At 67.8% G+C, this 16,702-nt stretch carries 15 protein-coding genes; 4 read left to right on the top strand and 11 right to left on the bottom strand.

Annotated features, from left to right (window positions below; translation table 11 throughout):
- Position 1 precedes the first annotated feature (1 nt).
- The 9 genes from SPDO_RS08345 to SPDO_RS08305 all read right to left on the bottom strand — a co-directional run bounded on the left by SPDO_RS08345 (position 2) and on the right by SPDO_RS08305 (position 10,746).
- Entirely contained in the window at positions 2 to 1,018 is a 1,017-nt protein-coding gene (locus SPDO_RS08345) for a FemAB family XrtA/PEP-CTERM system-associated protein (protein ID WP_088366971.1), read from the bottom strand.
- Between the two features lie 2 nt (positions 1,019 to 1,020).
- Positions 1,021 to 1,896, bottom strand: coding sequence for an XrtA system polysaccharide deacetylase (locus SPDO_RS08340; protein WP_245829291.1), 876 nt, complete (start codon positions 1,894 to 1,896; stop codon positions 1,021 to 1,023).
- A 1-nt stretch (position 1,897) separates the two neighbouring features.
- Entirely contained in the window at positions 1,898 to 2,959 is a 1,062-nt protein-coding gene (locus SPDO_RS08335; RefSeq protein WP_088366970.1) for an ExeA family protein, read from the bottom strand.
- A 29-nt stretch (positions 2,960 to 2,988) separates the two neighbouring features.
- Positions 2,989 to 4,614 carry a porin family protein gene (locus SPDO_RS08330; RefSeq protein WP_245829290.1) on the bottom strand — a complete coding sequence of 542 codons (1,626 nt, stop codon included), beginning with the start codon at positions 4,612 to 4,614 and terminating at the stop codon, positions 2,989 to 2,991.
- A 10-nt stretch (positions 4,615 to 4,624) separates the two neighbouring features.
- Positions 4,625 to 5,746: an AAA family ATPase gene (locus SPDO_RS08325; protein ID WP_342746662.1), complete on the bottom strand. Its 1,122-nt coding sequence runs from the start codon at positions 5,744 to 5,746 to the stop codon at positions 4,625 to 4,627.
- A complete protein-coding gene (locus SPDO_RS08320) occupies positions 5,743 to 7,257 on the bottom strand; it encodes an XrtA system polysaccharide chain length determinant (RefSeq protein ID WP_088366969.1) in 1,515 nt (504 codons plus the stop codon). Before SPDO_RS08320 ends, SPDO_RS08325 begins: the two co-directional genes overlap by 4 nt.
- A gap of 11 nt (positions 7,258 to 7,268) precedes the next feature.
- Complete coding sequence (locus SPDO_RS08315; protein ID WP_088366968.1) at positions 7,269 to 7,916, bottom strand: XrtA/PEP-CTERM system exopolysaccharide export protein; 648 nt, start codon at positions 7,914 to 7,916, stop codon at positions 7,269 to 7,271.
- A gap of 98 nt (positions 7,917 to 8,014) precedes the next feature.
- Positions 8,015 to 9,247, bottom strand: coding sequence for a pyridoxal-dependent decarboxylase, exosortase A system-associated (locus SPDO_RS08310; protein ID WP_088366967.1), 1,233 nt, complete (start codon positions 9,245 to 9,247; stop codon positions 8,015 to 8,017).
- Positions 9,244 to 10,746, bottom strand: coding sequence for an AMP-binding protein (locus tag SPDO_RS08305; RefSeq protein ID WP_088366966.1), 1,503 nt, complete (start codon positions 10,744 to 10,746; stop codon positions 9,244 to 9,246). Before SPDO_RS08305 ends, SPDO_RS08310 begins: the two co-directional genes overlap by 4 nt.
- A gap of 79 nt (positions 10,747 to 10,825) precedes the next feature.
- On the opposite strand from SPDO_RS08305, the gene SPDO_RS08300 reads away from it, so the two are divergent.
- From SPDO_RS08300 to SPDO_RS08290, 3 genes are read left to right on the top strand one after another with little or no spacing between them, the layout of a single operon-like run.
- Positions 10,826 to 11,098 (top strand): acyl carrier protein, encoded by a 273-nt coding sequence (locus SPDO_RS08300; RefSeq protein WP_088366965.1) that lies wholly within the window; start codon positions 10,826 to 10,828, stop codon positions 11,096 to 11,098.
- A 3-nt stretch (positions 11,099 to 11,101) separates the two neighbouring features.
- Complete coding sequence (locus SPDO_RS08295; RefSeq protein WP_088366964.1) at positions 11,102 to 11,770, top strand: alpha/beta hydrolase family protein; 669 nt, start codon at positions 11,102 to 11,104, stop codon at positions 11,768 to 11,770.
- A gap of 19 nt (positions 11,771 to 11,789) precedes the next feature.
- Positions 11,790 to 12,572, top strand: coding sequence for a hydrolase 1, exosortase A system-associated (locus tag SPDO_RS08290; protein ID WP_088366963.1), 783 nt, complete (start codon positions 11,790 to 11,792; stop codon positions 12,570 to 12,572).
- Here the strand turns inward: SPDO_RS08290 and SPDO_RS08285 are convergent.
- Together SPDO_RS08285 and trxB are read right to left on the bottom strand one after the other, a co-directional pair.
- Positions 12,559 to 14,127, bottom strand: a complete 1,569-nt coding sequence (locus SPDO_RS08285) for a S10 family peptidase (protein ID WP_088366962.1) — start codon at positions 14,125 to 14,127, stop codon at positions 12,559 to 12,561. The genes SPDO_RS08290 and SPDO_RS08285 overlap by 14 nt on opposite strands.
- An 86-nt stretch (positions 14,128 to 14,213) precedes the next feature.
- Positions 14,214 to 15,182: a thioredoxin-disulfide reductase gene (trxB, locus tag SPDO_RS08280; protein ID WP_088366961.1), complete on the bottom strand. Its 969-nt coding sequence runs from the start codon at positions 15,180 to 15,182 to the stop codon at positions 14,214 to 14,216.
- 126 nt (positions 15,183 to 15,308) lie between these two features.
- On the opposite strand from trxB, the gene SPDO_RS08275 reads away from it, so the two are divergent.
- A complete protein-coding gene (locus tag SPDO_RS08275) occupies positions 15,309 to 16,691 on the top strand; it encodes a leucyl aminopeptidase family protein (protein ID WP_088366960.1) in 1,383 nt (460 codons plus the stop codon).
- Positions 16,692 to 16,702: the final 11 nt, after the last annotated feature.

The raw sequence follows: 16,702 nt of genomic DNA, 5'->3' as shown, positions 1-16,702 counted from the left end.
CTCAGCCCAGCCCCCGGCTGATCCACGGGCCGATCAGCGTCGCCACCGGCAGCGGCAGCTTCTTCCAGGTGCGCACCATCAGCGCGTATTTGGGGTTGAGCGGGTTCACCTCGCGCGCCGGCCCGCTCGACCATTTGGCGTAGCGTAGCGGCGTGCCGACGAAGCCCCAGTTCTTCTTGAATGCCGCAGGCCCCGTCCCCGCCTTCGAACGTCCGAAATCGAACTGCGTACAGCCGCGCGCGCGGGCATGTGCCATCAGCGCGAAATACATCCGGTCATTGGCGCGCAAACCACGCGCCGCCTCGGTGCCGCCTCCCCAATAGGGATAAACGGTGCCGTTGAAATACAGGCTTAGCACGCTCGCCACCGCGCGTCCTTCATGCCGCACCGTGAGGACGTCCGCGTCCATCGTCTCCAGCACCGCGCGGAACAGTGCACGCGGAAACACCGGTGTGCCAAGATTGCGCACCGATTCGGCGTAGATGCGGTAATGCTCGTCCGCGAGCGCCAGCCCGCCCGTCACCACCTCCAGATCGTTCGCCAGCGCCTTGCGCACCTCGGCGCGCTGCTTGCGCGGAATAGCGAGCAGTTCGCCCTCGTCATCGGCAGCGATCGGCCGCACGAAGCCGAGATAAGTGGCGTCATCGATCGCCCAATCCGCCGGCAAGGCGCCGCCGCGCAGTTCTACGCTGGGATAGCCGATCGCGCGCGCCGCCGCCGCCAGCGGCTCCACACCCTCACCGATGAGGCCGCCACCCACGGCAAAACCGGCCGACACAAGCGCTTGGCCGAACAATGGCGATCGCACCTCGGTCAACGGCAGATAGCCGACGATCGCTCCGTCACGCTCGGCGATCAGAAACCGCCCGCGCTGCCCGCACCCGCGCGCCACTGCATGCGTCCATGCCGTCAGATGAAAGGGGGTGGCATCAGGGTGCGCCGATACGAAGGCGTCGATCCGCGCTTCCTCGCCCGCCGCCTCACGAACCGTCAGCGCCTGCTGTCCCGCCCCCGGCATCGTCACTGTGCCCGCTCGCGCGCGGCCACCTCGTCCACGCGGCCCCAACGATGCCGCTTCAGCAGCCCGCGCAGCTTGCCGCTCATCGCGCCAAGTCGGCTGTAATGGCGAACCCGCGAGCGCAGCGGCGCCCCCGCCACGCGTGGCTGGCCCGTGTCCACCTCCCAAGGATGAAAATAGAACATGCCGGCATGGCCACCGCCATTCGCCTGCCGCACCGCCAGATCGGTCAGCGCCGCCGGCAGCATGCGGAAGAATCCGCCGCCCACCGCCATGCGCCGCCCGGCAAGCTCGGCCACCGACACCGGAATCTCGATCAGCCCGCTGTCCGCCAGCGGTTTCCAGGTGAAGCGGGGGCTCTCGCGCCAGCCGTAATGATCGTGCACTACCGGCGCGACGCTTGAGGAATAGGCATAGCCCTCCTCCGCCAGCACCGGATGCGCCCAGGGCGTGCGCGTATCGACCGAAAAGCTGGGTGCGCGATAGCCGGTCACCGGCCCCCCGCCGGCATCCTCCAGCGCCGTACGCGCCTTGCGCAGGTCCGCGCGAAACTGCGCCGCATCCATGGTGAAAACGCGCTGGTGGTCCCACCCATGGCTCGCCACCTCATGCCCCGCATCCACGATCCTGCGGATCAGCGCGGGGTGACGCGCCGCCACCCAGCCCAGGGTAAAGAATGTCGCCCGCACGCCCTGCTCGGCGAACAGGTCAAGCACCGCGCCGGTGTTGTTGCAAACGCGGCTTTCCAGCCCGTCCCAATCGCCCTTGCTGATCGTGTTCTCGAACGCGCCGACCTGGAACCATTCCTCCACATCGACCGACATGCCATTCACAATGGCGCCGGCCTGAGCGGGGCCTGTACGCGCAGCGCTGGTCATGTCACGCCGCCGCGCCGCGTACCGCTTCCAGTCCGTTGCGCGGCGCGGGCGCATCGCTCTCCACCCAGTCGACCAGCAGTGTCAGCATCCGGCGAAGCGCCGCATCCTGCTCTTCCACCCGCTGTTCCAGTTGCGCGATGCGCTGCAACAGCTCGGCATTGCCAGCACCCGATCCGCCCGTGTCACCATCGCGCGCCGGCGCCGGGTTGGGCACCGCACGCACCGACGGCGTAACACTCGACGCGCTGGGCAGGTCGCGCGCGGCATCGGCACGCACCGTGTTGACCAGCGCCGCGTCGATCACCTTGGCGTCCGTCACCGCGGCATGCAGCAGCACCCGCCCCATCAGCTGGTTCAGCCGCCGCGGCACGCCGCCGCTCGCGCGATGCAGCACCGGAAAGACGTTGTCCGCGAAGTCCGGCGTTCCGGTCCAACCGGCGATCGACAGCCGGTGCGTGACGTAGCTGGCCACCTCCTCGGGTGCCATCGGCTCCAGATGATGGATCGCGATCACGCGCTGGCGCAATTGCTCCAGCCGCTCCGATCCGTTCAGCCGCTCGCGGAATTCCGGCTGGCCGAGCAGAAAGATCTGCAACAGCGCGCGGCCACCCGCCTGGAAATTGGAAAGCATGCGCAGCTCTTCCAGCGCGGATACCGGCAGCGCCTGCGCCTCGTCGACGATCAGCAGCGTGCGCCGCCCGGTGCGCGCAACGGCATGCAGTCCGCGCTCCACCAGCGTCAGCAATTCCGCCTTAGATCGTCCCGCCGGCTCGATGTCGAGCCCGGTCGCGACCACCCGCAGCAGATCGTCGCCCTCGATCGCCGTCGACACGATGGTGATGACGTTGAGGTTGGCCGGGTCGATCTGCGCCGTCACATGGCCCACCAGCGTGGTCTTGCCCGCGCCGATATCGCCCGTGATGACGATAAAGCCCTCACCCTGGGCCAGACCATAGCCGAGATAGGCCATTGCCTTGCGGTGCGTGGCCGAATCGAACCAGTAACGCGGGTCTGGCGTCAGCTGGAACGGCCGCTCCGTCAGGCCGAAATGTTCCTCATACATGCCGGGCGATCCCTGTTCCTGCTGTCCGCTCAAAATGTGTAACGCGCGCCAAGCAGCGCCTGCGCCGACCATTGATTATCGAAACCATCTTGATCGAAGGTGTAAACGCCGAGCGAGGCAACGGTGCCCAATCGCCCGAACTGCCGCGAATAGGTGCCGGTCGCGCCCAGGTTCAGCACGCCGCTGCTCAGCGGCAGGCCGCTGTCGTAATAATTGGCGAAGACGTTGGCATCGACCTGCGACACGCGGCTCAGCGCGCGCGACCAGAACAGCTGTGCGTAATAGCTTTCGTCCTCCACCCCGATCACCACGGTGCCGGGCACCAGGACCGGCGTGTTCAGCCGACGATTGGCATAGCCTGCGCCCACCCCGTACGAGGTGCGGCCCTCGACCGCAGAGGCGACCGCATCGATCCCGCGCGCGCGATAGGTGGCGGTGGAGATCGACTGAAAAACGTTGTTCAGGCACCCGCCGGCGCCGCCGCCGTTCGCGCCCGGATTGCCGCCGAAGATGCATCCGTTGAACTGCTGGCCGAACGGGTTTGCCGTACCCTGGAACGACGTCGGCATCTGGCGCAACCCGTCGCGCAGCTGCCGGCCGAAGGTTTCGATGCCGTCATACACCAGCACCTGCAGCCCGGTGTTGCGCGCCATTTCCCAGGTCAGCGAACCGAAATAGATGTCCCCGCCGTAGCGATAGCCGGCGTTCGCACGCAGTTCGAGCCGCGGGCTCGGGCGCCAGATCACCCCCGCATCATAGATCAGCCCGTCGGTGTTATAGGCTATCCGCTCGGGCGAGGCTGGGTCGGTGACGAAGCGGCCATTGCCGTCCAGCACCGGGTTGCCCGCCGCATCGAGCAGCGGATCGCGCTGCGTTGCCTTGATCTTCTCGTATCCGGCACCGGCGCGCAGCGCGACCGTCCGGCTCACCGGCAGGGTCACGTCGCCGCGCGCGAAATACCCCTCATACTTCTGGTCGAGCTGCCCGGCGTCGTCGCGTTCATAGGCGCCGCTCACCGTCACGCCGACCGGCAGCACCGTGCCCGCCGCCACGCCGGCGGATGCCTGCGCGATGAAGTTGGTCGAATCGTCGAAATAATCGAGCCGCGGCTGGCCGGGTGCAACGCCCGTGAAGCCAGGCGCCTCGACCTTGGTATAGCCGCCGAACGCCGACGCGGCGATCTGTACCGGCCCTGCCGAGGTGTTCAGCACCGGCCCCGCATACAGCGAATAGACCTGCGTGATGTTGTCGACATTGCCGACCAGATTGCCCGGCGCCGCGCCGCGAATATCGGCGCGCGCCCGCGTGGCGAGTGCACCACCCTCGATCGACAGCCCCCGCGCGACCCGCACCGATCCGCGCGCCAGCCCGGTGTGGATGTCCTGATCGCCCAGATCGTCGCCCCACGCGATGCGGCGCTCGTAGCGATAGCTCACCTGCCCCTCGGCACGCCGTCCGCTGATTGCGGCATCGACGCCCACCGCGATCTGCGAATAGGTCAGCACATCGTCGCCACCATCAAGGTCGGCGTCGAAGACCTGGGTGAGCTCGATATAGGGCGCAACGAAGCGGTCGCGCGCCTGCGCACCACTCGCGGCAAGCGCCATCGCCAGGGCGATGCCGCAGGCCGATGCTTTGTTCGAGAGCCTCAGCACGTGCCTTTTCCTATCCGTAATAGCTGCCGAACCGGCCACCGCCCGGCTCGTAGGAGCGCGAATTCAAGACAAGGCTGATCTGCTCGCACCCATCGAGGAGGTTCACCGCCTCGCGAACTTCGGCCTCCGTGGTGCGATCCGCGCGCACCACCAGCATCACTTGGGCAACCAGCAGCGCCAGCACAGACGCCGGCGACGCGGCCAGCGCCGGCGGCGTATCGAACACAATGATGCGGCGTGGATTGTTCGCCAGTAGCTGGTCGATCACCGCGCCCGTCCGCGCGCTGGCGAGTAATTCGGTGTCGGCATGGCTGCGCTTGCCGGCCGGCAGCAGCGACAGCTGCGGCACGTCGGTCGGCACCACGAACTCCTCGGGGTCGAGCGCACGGTCCGCCAGGATGTCGAGCATTCCGGTGGAATCCTCCAGCCCCAGCGTGTCCATGATGTTCGGCTTGGCAAAGTCGCCGTCGATCAGCAGCACCTCGGCATCGCGCTCGGCCGCCAGACTGATCGCCAGGTTGATGGAGCAGAACGTTTTGCCCTCGCCCGGCTTGGCCGATCCCACCAGGATCGTGCGCGATCGCTCGCCCAGCGGACCCGCCGCCAGCGAGCGCGCACCGAGCAGCAACTGCCGCTTCACCAGCCGGAATTCCTCGGCCAGCGCCCCGATCGGCGCGCCGGGCACCAGCATGCCCTTCTCGGCAAGCAACGCACGATCGATTCGCGCGATGCCGTCCGAGACAAGCGCCGGCTCCTCGTCCTCTTCTGCCCCGGCGCGAAGCTCGGGCGGGATCGCCATCAGCGTCGTCGCCGCTTCGCGCGACAGCGTTTCTGCGCCGTCGGGAGCCGGCGGCGCGGCAGCGATCAGGTCAAAGGGTGCGTCTTCGTGCTTCGCTTGATCGAAATCGCTATCGAACGATCCGTCGACATAGGTCGCGTACGGCAACGCCGATGGAGCAACGACAGACTGCACCGGCTCCGCATCGACCACCACCGCATCGACCGGCTCGACCTTCGGCGCCGCTGCTGCCGCTGGCTCACCGTCGCGCCGCCGCAGGTGCGCGCCAAAGTCATAGACCCGTGCCGCGCGCTCGATCAGCGATTCGTCGTGTTTCTTGTCGGCGTTCGTCATGCCGCTAGACCTCGCTGAAGCATCTCGACGCCAAGCAGCGCCACATAGCCGACCGCCAACGCGCCCGCGCCGCCGATGAAGAGCCGCAAACGCTTGCGCCGCAGCTCGGACTGTTGCCGCGTCAGCATCTCGCCGATCGAGCCGATTACCGGCATGCCGGATGCCTTCTCCAGCCGCTGCGCCGTCGGGAAGGTGGCTTGCAGCTTCGACATCGCAAAGGCGCCGCCGATGCCACCCAGGATGCCGACGATCAGCACGCCGGTCAGCAGCAGCGGCCGGTTGGGCGCGGTCGGCGTGCGCGGCTGGGTCGGCGGATCGATCACGCTGAACTTCACCGCGTCGGTCTGCGTCTGCGCCTGGCTGCGCAGGTTCACCTGCTCACGCTGGGCGAGCAGCCGATCGTACTGATCCTTCAACACGGAATAATTCCGCTCGATCTCGCCCTGCTGCGCCGCCGCTTCGGGATCGCTGGCCAGCTTCGCGCTGAAGCTGTCGAGATCGCTCTGCAACTGCTGCTTGCGCATGCGCAGCGCGGCGACGTTCGCCTGCCGCTCGGCCAGCATCGATTGCAGCGACAGATAGGCGGGGTTGCTCGCCCCGCCGCCGGCGCCACCGGTCGGCTCATTGCGCGCGGCGGCTTGCGCCTGCGCCAGCTGGGCCTTGAGCGCGATCACATCGGGATGGCTATCGGTATAGCCGCGCCCGCGCGCATCGGCGAGCTGGCCTTGTATGGCCGCCAGTCGCGCCCGCGCCGGCCCCGCCTCCACGGTGCCGCCCGCACCCGCAATCGTCGCCGGGGTAGCGGCAAGCTGTCCCTGCATCGCCGCCAGGCTGGAGCTCGCCGCCGACAGATCGGCATCGATTTGGCTCATCTGCGATCGCGCCGCCCCGATCCGGTCACTGACCGAACCGGTGCCCGGCAGCGCGGCGAGATAGCTATTCTGGAACTCGGTCCGCTTCGCCTCGGCATCCTGCAGCTTCGCGCCGAGCGACTGGAGCTGTCCGTCGAGGAACTGCAGCGTCTGCGCGCTTTGCGTGCGATCGTCCGACAGGTTCGTCTCGACAAAGATGTCGATCAGCTTCTGCGTGATGCTCGACGCAAGCTTCGGCGTCGCCGCCGTGCTCACGATCTCGAATAGATTGTCCTGCTGCGCCGTGATCTTGATGGCGTTCTGCAAGCCGGCGGCGCGATCCGCGACTTCACGGTCGGTCGACGCTGTTTTCGCCAGATCGGTGCCGCGCACCACCTTTTCGAGATTTACCGACGAGGTCAGCGTCTGCCGCACCGTGTCGATGTCGCGCTGTTCGTCGCCGGCACGGCTGGGATCGCCCGCCGGCAGCACCGATCGCATCTGCACGAACACGCGCGCGCGGCTTTCGTAGCGGCTCGGGATCTGGCTCACCGCCAGCCAGCCGAGCAGGCAGATGCCCCACGCGACGCCCAGCGCCAGCCAGCGCCTGGTCCACACGGCATGAACCGCGATCCTGACCTCTTCGTACAGCCCCGTCACTGGCGCGCCCCTTAGAACATGCTTTCGGGGATGATGATGACGTCGCCCGGCTCCAGCCGCACGTTCGCCGTCGAATCGCCATTCCGCAGCAGGCGGTTGATGTTGAGCTGATATTCGGTCTGCTTGCCGGTCGCCTTGTTGTACCGGATCAGGCGCGCGCGATTACCGGCGGCATATTCGTTCAGGCCACCGACCGCGATCATCGCATCCAGCAGCGTCATGTTCGCGCGATACGGCAGCGCGGCGGGCTTTTCCGTCGCGCCGACGATGCGGATCTGCTGGCTGTACGTGCCGGAGAAGCTGTCCACGATCACGCTGACGATCGGGTCCTTGATATATTCGCCCAGTGCCAGCTTCATGTCGTCGGCCAGCATGGCAGGCGTCTTGCCCACCGCCGGCATGTCATTGATCAGCGGCGTGGTGATCCGCCCGTCGGGGCGCACCTGCACCTTTGCCGACAGCTCGGGATTGCGCCACACGAAGATCTGCAGCGAGTCGAGCGGCCCGATGATATATTCGTCCCCGGGCTGTTCCTGCTGTGCTACAAAGGAGGCAGGTGGCAATTGCGGCCGCGATCCGCCACCGCTCGCGCAGGACGCAAGCACCGTGGTGGCCAGCAAAGCCGCGGGCAAGGAACGATAGCCTCGCGATAAGCGCATCAAAACACCTCCAACTGCACCGGCAATCGACTGCGCAGCCATGCTGCTTCGTCGGTCGCCGCTACAGATCCTCTTGAAAGTAAGAGGTGAAGATAGCGTTATGCGCGGGTAGCGACTACCTCGATGGGCGCTGGGTGTCCCAAAAAGGCACTGGGACTCGCGGTTGCGCCATAGGCGCCGGCCAGAAAGATCGCGATCACGTCACCAATCTGCACTGGTGGCAACGCCACGCGGTCCGCCAGCCGATCGAGCGGCGTGCACAGGCAGCCGACAACGGACACCTCTTCGTCCGCCGGCATCTCCCCAATCCGATGTGCCACCGCCACCGGATAGTTACGACGCACCACCGTGCCGAAATTGCCGCTCGCGGCCAGCTGATGATGCAGCCCGCCATCAACGATCACAAAGGTTTCGCCGCGGCTCTGCTTCCGGTCCACCACCTGCGTCAGATACACGCCGCACTCACCCACCAGCCAGCGGCCAAGCTCAATCGCATAGCGCGTGCCGACGCGCGTGAGCGGCGACCCCGCCAGTCGCACGCCCAGCGCGGCGCCGATCGCCGCGACATCGACCGGTGTGTCGCCGCTGAAATACGGAATGCCGAATCCGCCGCCCAGATTGACCAGCGGCGGGATGTGCCCAGCCTCCTCGCTCAGCCTTTCCGCCAGCGCCAGCGTCGCCGCCTGCGTCTCGATCAGTGCCTGCGTGTCGAGCGCCTGGCTGCCGGCAAAGATGTGAAAGCCGCGCCAGTCCGCGCCGCCTTGCACAAGCTCCTGCACGAGAGGCGCGACCCGCTCGGCATCGATGCCGAACGGTGACGGCCGCCCGCCCATCTTCATGCCCGAGCCCTTCAGCTCGATATCCGGGTTCACCCGCACCGCCAATCGCGGCGCGACGCCGAGCCGGTCACCGATCGCAAGCGCGCGCGTTGCCTCGCCTTCCGATTCGACGTTCAGCGTCGCGCCGGCGCTGATCGCTGCCGCCAGTTCGCTGTCGCGCTTGCCCGGTCCGGCAAAGCTGATCGATGCCGCCGGCTTCACCACCGTCGCCTTGGCCAGCTCGCCGGCCGAGGCGACGTCCAGGCCATCGACCATCGCGCCGATCGCCACAATCATCGCCGGATGCGGATTGGCCTTGATCGCATAGTGCAAATCGACGCCGGGAAAGGCAGCGCGAAACGCCGCCACCCGCGTCGCAACGATCGTCGGATCATAAACGAACAGTGGCGAGCCATGCTCCCGCACCCAGTCGCTCGCCGAGCGCCCGGCAATCATCAGATCGCCCGATTGCGCCGCAAATTCGGGCGGCAGCGGGCCAAACGGCTTGCTCATTCGCTGATCCTCCCCGCCTGAAACGCCGCGCGCAGCGACGCCCGGTCGAGCTTGCCATTTGGATTGCGCGGCAGCTCGTCACGCCACTCGAACATCGCCGGCTGCATAAAATTGGGCAGCTCGCGCTTCAATCGCTCGCGCAAGGCCGCCTCGCGCGCCGCGTCGCCGCGCAGCACCACCGCGATCGCCTGCCCCAGCCGAGTATCGGGCACCCCGATCGCCACCGCCTCCGTCGCCTCGCCGCCAGCGACGATCGCTTCCTCGATTTCCCCCGGGCTGATGCGGTTGCCGGCGGATTTGATCATCTCGTCATCACGCCCGACGAAGCGGAGCAGGCCATCCGCATCGCGCACCGCCGTGTCGCCCGACCAGACTGCGGTGCCGCCATAGCGCGAAAAGCTCGGCGCCGGGCGAAACCGTTGCGCGGTACGCTCGGGATCCTGCCAGTATCCCCGCGCCACCAGCGGCCCCGCATGCACCAGTTCGCCCGGCTCGCCAGCCGCCGCCGGGCCGCCGTCAGGCCGCACGATCAGCACCTCGGCATGCGGGATCTCGCGTCCAATCGACTCCGGATGCGCATCGACCAGCGCCGGATCGAGAAAGGTCGAACGGAACGCCTCGGTCAGCCCGTACATCGGGTACAGGTCCGCCTGCGGAAACCGCGCGCGCAGGCCGCGCACCAGCCGCACCGTCAGCGCCCCGCCAGAATTGGTCAGCCGCCGCAGCCGCGCCGCCGTCTCGGCCGGCCAGTCGGTCTCGAGCAACTGCACCCACAAGGGCGGCACACCCGCCAGCGTGGTTGCCCCGACGCGCTCCACCGCCTTCACCACGTCGCGCGGTGTCAGATAATCGAGCGGCGCCACCGCCGCCCCCGCCAGCCAGCTCGAAAACAGCTGGTTCTGCCCGTAATCGAAACTGAGCGGCAGCACACCCAGCACCACATCGTCACGCTGGAGCCGCAGGTAATGCGCGACGCTGTTCGCCCCCAGCCACAGATTGGCATGGCTCAGCATCACGCCCTTGGGTCGCCCGGTCGATCCCGACGTGTAGAGAATGGCCGCAAGCGCATCGACGGCCGCCCCGGAGCGCGGCAGCACGTCACCCACGCCGACCGCCTCGTGCACCGCGACACTCGCAACATCATCCGCCAACAGCGTCGCGGCGCGCGCGGGCTGCGTCAGCAGCAGGCGCGCGCCGCTGTCCGCCAGGATGTGCGCTACCTGCGCGCGCTTCAGCAGCGGGTTGATCGGCACATGGATCAGCCCCGCACGCGCCGCAGCCAGCGGCATCAGGCACGCTTCGCGCGTCTTGGGCAGCCACGTCGCCACCCGATCGCCCGCCGCCAGCCCCTGCGTCACCAGCCACCCGGCCATGCGCCCAACCTGTTCCTCCGCCGCGGCAAAGGTCAGCGTGCCGGCGCGCTCGGCCAGCGCAGGCGCATCGCCATCGCCCATCAGCACATGGTCGATTGGCTTGGGAGTCGGATCGAGAGGCACCATCGGGCCGCCATAGCGCCGGGACGTTGCGGATTTCATCCCCCCGGCTTAACGCGACCGCGAGAAAGTTAAGGGGACGCAGGTGATTCCGGAAAGCAAACCCGAAGTCGATGCAACGGTGCGCGCCGTATTGAAGGACGTGCTCGCCTTGTCGGACGATCAGGTCGCGTCCTTTGACGACACCACGCCCTTGTTCGGGGCGTTGCCGGAACTCGATTCGATGGCGGTTGCCGGCGTGCTGACCGAGATCGAGGATCGCCTCGGCATCGTCATCGACGATGACGAGGTGGACGGCGACATGCTCGAAACCTTTGGGGCGCTCACCACCTTCGCCGCCAGCAAGACGCTCGCCTGAGCCATGGCGGGCACGCCCGCCGTGCGGATCGACCATTACGAATGGCCCGGCGGCCGCGAGGCGATGCTCCGCCTCGGCCCGCCCGGTGCGCCGACGGTAATCGCCGCGTTGCCCTTCTTTGAGGAGGGCAATCGCACGCGCGCCGCGATGGTCGACGTGCTCCGGCGGCTCGCCGCGCATGGCATTGCCGGCGCGCTGCCCGATCTCCCCGGCACCGGCGAAAGCCTGACCGACACCGCCGACGCCACACTATCCGCTTGGCGCAACGCCTTCGCCGCTGCCTGCGCGCATCTCGGCGAGCCCGTCCACATCTGCGCCTGGCGCTCGGGCGCGCTCATCGACGGCGAAGCGCCAGCCGCCAGCCGCTGGTACCTCGCCCCGCAGTCTGGCGAGGCGCTAATCCGCGAACTGTCGCGCTTGCGCCATCTGTCGGGTGGGACGGACATCGCCGGCAACGCCATTTCCGAAGATCTCATAGCGGCGCTCGCACCCGCCGAGCCAATCACCACCGGCAGACTGCGGGTCGCCCGACTGCAGGGCGACGCGAAGCCGGCGGATTGCCTGCTGCCCGGCCGCCCCCTGTGGCGCGGCAGCGAGCCGGACACCGATTCCGCGCTCCAGCAGGCCGTGGCCGACGACATCGCTGCGTGGATCAAGAGCATGCTCGCCTGATGCGCGGCGCTCAAACAATATGAGCCGCTGCATTCTCACCTTCCCCGTGGCAGGTGAAACGCTGGTCGGCACGCTTGACGACGCGCTCGGCACCACCGGCCTCCTCATCGTCTCGGGCGGCAACGAAGTCCGTGCCGGCGCGCATCGCGGCATGGCGATGCTTGCCGCGCGGCTGGCGAAGGCCGGCACCCCGGTGTTCCGCTACGACCGGCGCGGCGTGGGCGATTCGTCGGGCGACAACCGAGGCTTTCGCGCGGCGCAGGACGACCTGCTCGCCGCCGCCGCCGCCTTCCGCGCCGCCGCGCCGCACGTCACTCGCGTGGTCGGGTTCGGCAATTGCGACGCCGCCACCACGCTCGCCTGGTGGGGGCGCGACGCGGGCTGCGACGCGCTCGTCCTCGCCAATCCCTGGACCGTCGAAGCCGCACAGGCGCTGCCACCGCGCGCGGCGATCAAGGCGCATTACCTGGCGCAGCTGCGCGATCCGGCCGCGTGGAAGCGGATCGCCACCCGCGGCCTGTCGCTCGGCAAGCTGATCCGCGGGCTAAGCCGCGTCGCCACGCGCGAACAGCCAAGCGACCTGGCGCAGCGCACCCTCGCCGCCATCGCCGCTTGGGGCACCGACGCCACTTTGGTGCTCGCCCGCGGTGACGGCACGGCGATCGCTTATGCCGATGCGGCGCGGCATGCGGGCATGACCCCGCACACCGTCACCATCGACACCGGCTCGCACAGCTTCGCGCGCCCGGGCGATGCCGCCGCGCTCGAAGCCGTGATCCGACAGGCGCTCAGCGCGCCTTGATGAACGCGCGAATGTCGTTGGACAGCTTCCGCAGATCCTCGTCGCGCACGTACATCATGTGCCCGGCATGGTACCAATGCCAGGTGATCCGCCCGTCGTTCGGAATACCGGTGCGATTGAGCGAATATTCTGCGCCGAAGAACGGCGTCGCAAAGTCGTAATAGCCCTGCCCGACAAACACGCGCAGGCCACTGTTCTCACGCAGCGCGCGGCCGATGTACGGCGCGACGTTCAGATAGCCTTCACCACCGCGCGGCCCGCCTATCTTCCAGTCCCAGTCGCCCACGCCGCCGATCGACGAATAGGTCACGTCGGGCGAGTATTTCAGCGTCTCGCGCGCGTAGGCGTTCATCGCTGCGGTATAGGCGCCGTCGATCGCATAGAAGCTGGGGTCATTGTCAGGCGTCTCGCCGGCGTCGTCGTAATCCTTGCCGAGATAGCGCGTGTCGAGCCGCCCGATCGTCTGTCCGCGGTCGCGCAGCAGTTCCTTGTAGAAACGCCCTGGCGATAGCCGCAGGTCGGCGCGCGCCAGATAGTCCTGCGACACGCCGGTGTAGCGCGACAGCTGCGGCAGGATCTGCTGGCGCTCCGCGGCGCTCAGCGCATTGCCCTTCAGCAGTGCGGACGCATAAGGGCCGATCGCAAATGCCTTCGCCTCAGCGACGAATTCCTCGACCGTCGCGGGGCGGTTCGGGACCTTGTTATGGTACCAGGCGGTCGCCGCCATCGACGGCAGGTTGGTGACATAGCCAAGCTCGTTGCCGGGCGAATCGGCCGCGGCGCTGAAATCCAGGATCGAGGAAATCAGGATAATGCCGTTCACCGCAACGTCGGTGTAGGTTCCTTCCAGCTCGTTGATCACTGCCGCCGAGCGCGTAGTGCCGTAGCTTTCGCCGCCGATGAATTTGGGCGCGTTCCAGCGGCCGTTCTCGTTCAGCCACAGGCGGATAAAGGCGGCCATGGACTTGGCGTCCTTAGTCACGCCCCAATAATCCTTGGGGTCGGTCTTGCCGAGCGCCCGGCTGAAACCGGTGCCAACCGGATCGATGAAGACGATATCGGTGACGTCCAGCAGCGAATCGACATTGTCGATGATCGGATAGGGCGGTGCGCCATCGTCGCGCGCATCCGACGGGATCACCACGCGCTTTGGCCCGAACGCGCCCATATGGAGCCACAGCGAGCCTGATCCCGGCCCGCCGTTCCACAGGAACGTCACCGGCCGCTTGGGATCGGTCGGTCCTTCCTTGATGTAGCTGTAGGAGGTGATCGCCGCGAGCGGCTTGCCCTCCTTGTCCTTCAGATACGTTTCGCCGGCGATCGCGCGATAGTTGATGCGCGTACCGCCAAAGGTGCCGCTGTGCCGGGTGACGGAAACGACGGGTGGCGGGATGGCGACATCATCGGTCCGCGCCTCGCGCTTCGTCTCCGGCTTGTCACCGCCGCGGTCTTGCGCGGCCAGCGGTGCTGCAACCAGTGCGGCGCTCAGCGCCAATGCGATCCTGAACTTCAAGCGATCCCCCAAAACTTCGTCACGCCGGGCTTTTCCCGACATCCAGTGTTCCGCGTCCGTGACGCGCGTGCCGCAGAGTGCGGCACCCTGGATGCCGGCACAAGGCCGGCATGACGATTTTAGGGATGTTATTCTGCCGCTTCTGCCATTTTCTCGAAATCCGCCTCGGCAAGGAAGCGCTCCGCATCCAGCGCGGCCATGCAGCCCGTGCCCGCCGCCGTCACCGCCTGGCGATAGGTCTTGTCCATCACGTCGCCGCACGCGAACACGCCCGGCACGCTGGTGCGCGTCGAGCCGGTCTCGACCTTCAGATAATGATCCTCGTCGAGCTCCAGATGCCCGCGGAACAGCTCGGTCGCCGGATGGTGCCCGATCGCGACGAAGCCGCCCTCGACCTCAAGCCGCGAATGCTCGCCCGTCACCGTATCCTCCAGGTCGAGCGCGACCAGCCCGGCAGTGCCGCCGCCGTCGACGAATTCGCGCACTTCCTTGTTCCACAGCACGGTGATGTTGGGATGCGCGAACAGCCGCTCCTGCAGGATCCGCTCGGCGCGCAACGAATCGCGGCGGTGGATCAGCGTCACATTGTCCGAATGGTTGGTGAGGTACAGCGCCTCCTCGACTGCGGTATTCCCGCCGCCGATCACCGCCACCTTCTTGCCGCGATAGAAGAACCCGTCGCAGGTCGCGCAGGCGCTGACGCCCTTGCCCTTCATCGCGTCCTCGCTCGGCAGCCCCAGCCACTTGGCCTGCGCGCCCGTCGCGATCACCAGCACGTCGCCCTCATACACGTCGCCGCTATCGCCGATCAGGCGGAACGGGCGGCGCGTCAGGTCGACCTCGACCACCGTGTCCCACATCAGCTGCGTGCCGACATGCTCGGCCTGCTTCTGCATCTGCTCCATCAGCCAAGGGCCCTGGATCACGTCGGCGAAGCCCGGGTAGTTCTCGACATCGGTGGTCGTCATCAGCTGGCCGCCGGGCTGAATGCCCTGCACCAGGATCGGCTTCATGCCGGCGCGTGCGCCGTAGATCGCCGCGGAAAGACCGGCCGGGCCGGAGCCCAGGATGAGCATGCGAGTCGAATGTGTCGTCATGCGCCCGATGTAGGGTGGCGCGCTGGCCAAGGGAACCATCCTGCCACGCCGCTCTTGTGACAGGGCGACCGCGCGCGCATGTCTGCGCCGACCGCCTCCACCAAACATCGCAGGTTTGCCCCAGCCATGACCGACTTCGCTCAGTTCCTCGCCCCCGATCATGGCCAGCCCGCCCGCCTGATCCACTGCGTCCACCCCGACAGGTTCAGCGACTGGCTCGCGCAGCAACCCGCCCGCACCCGCACCGCGGTCGCCGCCAACAAGGTGGTCGGCAAGCCCGGCAACCGCGCGATCCTGCCGGGCGACGGCGCGGAGGACTGGGCGATGCTGCTCGTCTGCAACGAGGCGGAAAGCTCGCCCTGGCGGATCGCCTCGCTCGGCGATGGCCTGCCCGAGGGGACGTACCGGCTGGCGGACGGCGAGCCGGGCGCTGCGATGCTCGGCTGGGCGCTCGCGCAGCACAAGTTCACCCGCTACCGCGCCGCCGAGCCGCACGGCGCCCGCGTGCTGCTCACCGGCGAGCCCGCGCGGATCGAGGAAACCGTCCGCCTCGCCGAGGCGACCGCGCTGGTCCGCGATCTGGTCGACACCGGCGCCTCGGACATGGGGCCGGGCGAGCTGGAGGAGACCGTCACGGCGCTGGGCAAGAAGCATGGCGCCAGCGTCACCTGCGTGCGCGGTGACGCGCTCGCCGACGGCTATCCCATGATCCACGCCGTCGGCCGCGCCGCCGCCAAGCACCGCGCCCCGCGGCTCATCGAGCTGGAATGGGGCGATCCCGCCCACCCGCGCATCGCGCTCGTCGGGAAGGGCGTATGCTTCGATTCGGGTGGGCTCGACATCAAGCCGTCCGCCGGCATGCGGCTGATGAAAAAGGACATGGGCGGCGCCGCGCACATGATCGCGCTCGCCGGCCTCGTCATGACGGCCAAGCTGAAGGTCCGGCTGCACCTCCTGATCCCGGCGGTAGAGAATGCTATCTCGGCCGACGCCTTCCGCCCCGGCGACGTACTGCGCACGCGCCACGGCCTGACGGTCGAAAACACCAATACCGATGCCGAGGGACGGCTGATCCTCGCCGATGCGCTCACCAAAGCGGCCGAAGGCGCGCCGGAACTGATCCTCGATTTTGCCACGCTCACCGGCGCGGCGCGCGTCGCGCTCGGCCCCGATCTGCCCCCCGTCTTCGCCAATGACGAAACGCTCGCCGCCGACTTCCTGGAGGCCGGCACGGCAGCGCACGACCCCTTGTGGCGCCTGCCTTTATGGGACGGCTATGACGACATGCTGCGCTCGGACGTCGCCGACATGGTGAACGCGCCCGATGGCGGCTTCGCCGGCGCGGTCACCGCCGCACTGTTCCTGCGCCGCTTCGTACCCAAAACCGTCGCCTGGGCGCATGTCGACACCTTCGCCTGGCGCCCGGCAGCCAAGCCGGCGCGCCCCAAGGGCGGCGAGGCCCTGGGCCTGCGCGCCGCCTGGGGCGTGCTGAAGAAACGCTACGGCTAAGCGCTGATTGC

This window comes from Sphingomonas dokdonensis (assembly GCF_002197685.1).
Lineage (GTDB): Bacteria > Pseudomonadota > Alphaproteobacteria > Sphingomonadales > Sphingomonadaceae > Sphingomonas > Sphingomonas dokdonensis.
This window is presented reverse-complemented; position numbering and strand designations above follow the sequence as displayed.

Excerpts from the sequence above, each read along its gene's own strand:
- SPDO_RS08345 (WP_088366971.1), bottom strand. The coding sequence starts at position 1,018 with ATGCCGGGGGCGGGACAGCAGGCGCTGACGGTTCGTGAGGCGGCGGGC.
- SPDO_RS08305 (WP_088366966.1), bottom strand. The coding sequence starts at position 10,746 with ATGGTGCCTCTCGATCCGACTCCCAAGCCAATCGACCATGTGCTGATG.
- SPDO_RS08310 (WP_088366967.1), bottom strand. The coding sequence starts at position 9,247 with ATGAGCAAGCCGTTTGGCCCGCTGCCGCCCGAATTTGCGGCGCAATCG.
- SPDO_RS08335 (WP_088366970.1), bottom strand. The coding sequence starts at position 2,959 with ATGTATGAGGAACATTTCGGCCTGACGGAGCGGCCGTTCCAGCTGACG.
- SPDO_RS08315 (WP_088366968.1), bottom strand. The coding sequence starts at position 7,916 with ATGCGCTTATCGCGAGGCTATCGTTCCTTGCCCGCGGCTTTGCTGGCC.
- SPDO_RS08285 (WP_088366962.1), bottom strand. The coding sequence starts at position 14,127 with ATGTCGGGAAAAGCCCGGCGTGACGAAGTTTTGGGGGATCGCTTGAAG.
- SPDO_RS08275 (WP_088366960.1), top strand. The coding sequence starts at position 15,309 with ATGACCGACTTCGCTCAGTTCCTCGCCCCCGATCATGGCCAGCCCGCC.
- SPDO_RS08325 (WP_342746662.1), bottom strand. The coding sequence starts at position 5,746 with ATGACGAACGCCGACAAGAAACACGACGAATCGCTGATCGAGCGCGCG.
- SPDO_RS08290 (WP_088366963.1), top strand. The coding sequence starts at position 11,790 with ATGAGCCGCTGCATTCTCACCTTCCCCGTGGCAGGTGAAACGCTGGTC.
- SPDO_RS08340 (WP_245829291.1), bottom strand. The coding sequence starts at position 1,896 with ATGACCAGCGCTGCGCGTACAGGCCCCGCTCAGGCCGGCGCCATTGTG.
- trxB (WP_088366961.1), bottom strand. The coding sequence starts at position 15,182 with ATGACGACACATTCGACTCGCATGCTCATCCTGGGCTCCGGCCCGGCC.
- SPDO_RS08295 (WP_088366964.1), top strand. The coding sequence starts at position 11,102 with ATGGCGGGCACGCCCGCCGTGCGGATCGACCATTACGAATGGCCCGGC.